The sequence below is a fragment of the Rhodococcus sp. (in: high G+C Gram-positive bacteria) genome (assembly GCF_049286785.1).
GTDB lineage: Bacteria > Actinomycetota > Actinomycetes > Mycobacteriales > Mycobacteriaceae > Rhodococcus_F.
On record NZ_JBAQEO010000420.1, the window covers coordinates 1 to 3,172 of the forward strand.

At 62.2% G+C, this 3,172-nt stretch carries 5 protein-coding genes; 1 reads left to right on the forward strand and 4 read right to left on the reverse strand.

The features are described from left to right. Nucleotides 1–583 (reverse strand): DDE-type integrase/transposase/recombinase (locus WAW17_RS15600; protein WP_422333854.1); only part of this gene is annotated, 583 nt, incomplete at its 3' end. Further along, nucleotides 580–873, reverse strand: a complete 294-nt coding sequence (locus tag WAW17_RS15605; RefSeq protein WP_422333855.1) for a transposase — start codon at nt 871–873, stop codon at nt 580–582. The genes WAW17_RS15605 and WAW17_RS15600, both read right to left, overlap by 4 nt. Nucleotides 874–1,380: 507 nt before the next feature. Between WAW17_RS15605 and WAW17_RS15610 the strand changes: the two genes are divergently transcribed. Then, nucleotides 1,381–2,310 carry a GAF domain-containing protein gene (locus WAW17_RS15610; RefSeq protein ID WP_422333856.1) on the forward strand — a complete coding sequence of 310 codons (930 nt, stop codon included), beginning with the start codon at nt 1,381–1,383 and terminating at the stop codon, nt 2,308–2,310. A gap of 263 nt (nt 2,311–2,573) precedes the next feature. On the opposite strand, the gene WAW17_RS15615 is transcribed toward WAW17_RS15610, so the two are convergent. Together WAW17_RS15615 and WAW17_RS15620 are read right to left on the reverse strand one after the other, a co-directional pair. After that, on the reverse strand, nt 2,574–2,933 hold the full coding sequence (locus WAW17_RS15615) for an IS3 family transposase (RefSeq protein ID WP_422333857.1): 360 nt from the start codon (nt 2,931–2,933) through the stop codon (nt 2,574–2,576). Further along, nucleotides 2,930–3,172: DDE-type integrase/transposase/recombinase (locus WAW17_RS15620; protein WP_422333858.1), on the reverse strand; the 243-nt coding region annotated here is incomplete at its 5' end. The genes WAW17_RS15615 and WAW17_RS15620, both read right to left, overlap by 4 nt.

Consider the following 3,172-nt stretch of genomic DNA (forward strand, 5'->3'; position numbering starts at 1 on the left):
TGTGGACAACACACCCGGCCACCTGATCGCCGGCCGCCGCTCGTCGGGCGACGGCGGAGTCGAGGGCGTCGACAGCGAGCCGAGCCTTCATTCGAGAGTCGATCGAGTAGCCCACGATGCGATTCGAGTACACGTCCTTGATCGCACACATGTAGAGCTTGCCTTCCCCGGTGTGATGCTCAGTGATATCGGTGAGCCACAACAGATTCTGTCGGTCCGCGGTGAAGTTCCGGGCGACGAGATCGTCGTGGACAGGCGGTCCGGAACGGGCATTCTTGGTGCCGCGTTGCTTGCCGAACGAGCTCCACCACTTGTTCGCCGAGCAGATCCGCCATGCGGTCCTCGGTGCCATCTTCTGGCCGGCCTCGGCGGCTTCGTCGACGAGGAACCGGTATCCGAACTCCGGGTCGTCGCGGTGAGCGTCGAAGAGGGCATTGGCTCGATACGCCTCATCAAGTTCGGCACCGGTCACCGGATCGGCGAGCCACCGATAGTAGGGCTGGCGAGCGATCTTCAATACCCGGCACGTCACCGCGACGGGGATTCCCTCAGCGGCCAACTCACGGACGAGCGGATACATCATTTTCCCGGCAGGTTCGCCTGCGACAGATAGGCCGCGGCGCGGCGCAACACTTCGTTCTCCTGCTCGAGCAGCCGGATACGTTTCCGCGCTTCACGCAGCTCGGCGTTCTCGCTCGCGGTGGTTCCCGGCTTGACGCCGTCCTCGACGTCGGCGGCCTTCATCCAGTTTGTCAGGCAGGACTCGCTGATCCCGAAATCGGCAGCGATCTGTTTCAGCTGCTGACCGGGCTCTCGTTTGCGAGCCACGCGGACGACGTCGTCACGGAACTCCTTGGGATACGGCTTCGGCACGGGTACATCCTTCCAGCAGCGCCTTCCGGCACCGCAGATCAGATGTCACCTATTCGTGCAGCAGTCCCCCGGTCTCGTCAGTCACAAACGTTGCAGTTGTAGTTGCAGTAGTAAAGGACACATCGCCACCGTTCTCGCCAGGACATTCGTACGGATCAACGAACTGATCGATCCTGTGATCTTCACTTTCACTTCGCGTGCAACATACGTGTCAAATCGAACCCACTGCGCGTCAAGACCATTGGTTACCGGACAGTGTGACTCACGGAGGATCTCGCCAGCAAAGGATTTGTTGTGGGCTTACACCACCACCCCGGGGTGTGAGGGATTTCTGCCTATTCAGAAACGGCAGTCGGACGGTGGTCTCATTGCTACTGGTCTGAGGTGCGTGCAATCTCGCGCGCGAGACGTTCGAGGCGAGGCCCCGCCACCTATACTGGAGGTGTAGGAGAACCCCGACCCGATTCTGCTGGGAAGTTTTCAGCGGAGCGCAAGGGTGTGAACACGATGACAGAATGTCCACCCCTGGTGGCACTGAAGGACACGCAGACCGCGCGCGAACATTTCCTGTGCTTCGATCACCAAACCAACAGTCCCGTGCGGGAAAGCATTCTTGTGTCGTGGCAACGATCGCAAGCGTTGAGAGTGCAAGCTGATCACTTCGACCCGCCTTTCGTGCGTCGACCGGATCTGGACAACCCCCTGGCCGTGGCCGCTGCGCCGGTGCTGCGGCATTTAGCAGACGGACTAGCGGACGAACCAGTCAGCGTGATCTTGACCTCAGCTGACGGTGTGGTGCTCAGCAGAACCGTCCTCAGTCGGTTCCTGTACAAGACGCTCGATGGCGTCCAACTCGTCCCCGGATACAGTTACGCAGAACAATTCGCGGGCACCAACGGGATCGGTACGGCGCTCGCAACCCGCAAACCCGCATTGGTAAGGGGTGCGGAACACTACGCCGAGCGCCTCGACCGTTTGACGTGCGCCGGCTCCCCAATCATCCACCCAATCTCCGGCGCGCTTCTCGGCGCTCTGGACCTGACCGGTTTGCTCGACAACGGCGGGGAACCTCTTCTCACCATGTTGGCCAGATCCGCAACATACGAGATCGAGCGTCGGATACTCGCCATGCAATCGTGGGGCGAGGTCGAGATCTCACGCCTCTTCACACGACGTTTGCAGGGCCATAGCTTGCGCGCCGGCGCCCTCGCGACACCACTCGCTGTCGAGGGCCCGGCCCGGGATGCGCTAATACTTCCGCCGGAAGGGTTCACCTCCCCCAGCCATCAGCCAACGATCCAGCAGTATTCCGCATCCCCAGTGCACGTCAACTCTGCTGTCCGCTGGCGTTGCTCGGCGGGGCCTCCTCCCGTCGGGCCTCCAACAAGGTCCAACACCTTCGCGGCGGCGGCTACGTCGGGCGATTCGACAGACTGACGTACGGTCGCACCCCCTCCACCGCGGCACCACCACTCAGTTCGACATCGCCCTGGATCGATCACGGACTGCTCTCGTCGACGCTTGACCAGCGTGCTCGGAACGTAACATCCTTGCCAGAAACGTCGACCAACCTGACACTCCCCATATTGAGGGCGGGGCCTCCACCTGTTCCTCGGGGACCTGCACAACATGGCCAACACGCAAACTTCGATGAAGAAGGGCCGCAGCACCTGAGATTCCCCCGCTTCTCCGGAGACTTTCTATCTGGCTCCGACGAGCTCGGGTTCGATGATATCTGCCTCCTGTCCGTCTGGTCGGTCGTAGTAGGCGCGTTCGTATTCGTCGGATGACAGTCCGCGCAGGCCGGCCTGAATCCTGCGCGGCTTGTACCAACCATCGATGTAGCGGAACAACGCCGCCTCCGCCTCGGCTCTGGTGGCGAATATTCTTGCGGGCCAGTAGATAAGCTCGATCTTGAGTGTCGACCGCAGGTTGTCGGCGAGCGCATTGTCGAAGCTGTCCCCGATGCTTCCGGTGGACGGGGCGATGCCCGCGTCGACGAGCCGCTGGGTGAACCGAACCGCCGTAAATTGACGGCCCTTGTCGCTGTGGAAAATCAACTCCCCGCCCGGACATCGCGGGAGAACAGGGCACAGTCGAGCGCCGAGAGCACCAGGTCGGTGTCCGCCCGCGGGCCGGATCGCCAGCCGACCACCTTGTTCGAGAACGCGTCGCGCACACTCGCCAACCACAACACCCCCTCCCCGGTGAGGATCCGCGTCAGGTCGGCCACCCACTTGGTGTTGGGCGCGGTCGCCCGGCCGCGTCGAGCAACCGGTTGCGTGAGCGTGCCAGCCGC

Bases quoted from the DNA above. Each gene is read 5' to 3' on its own strand.
- WAW17_RS15610 (WP_422333856.1), top strand. From the start codon at position 1,381: ATGACAGAATGTCCACCCCTGGTGGCACTGAAGGACACGCAGACCGCG.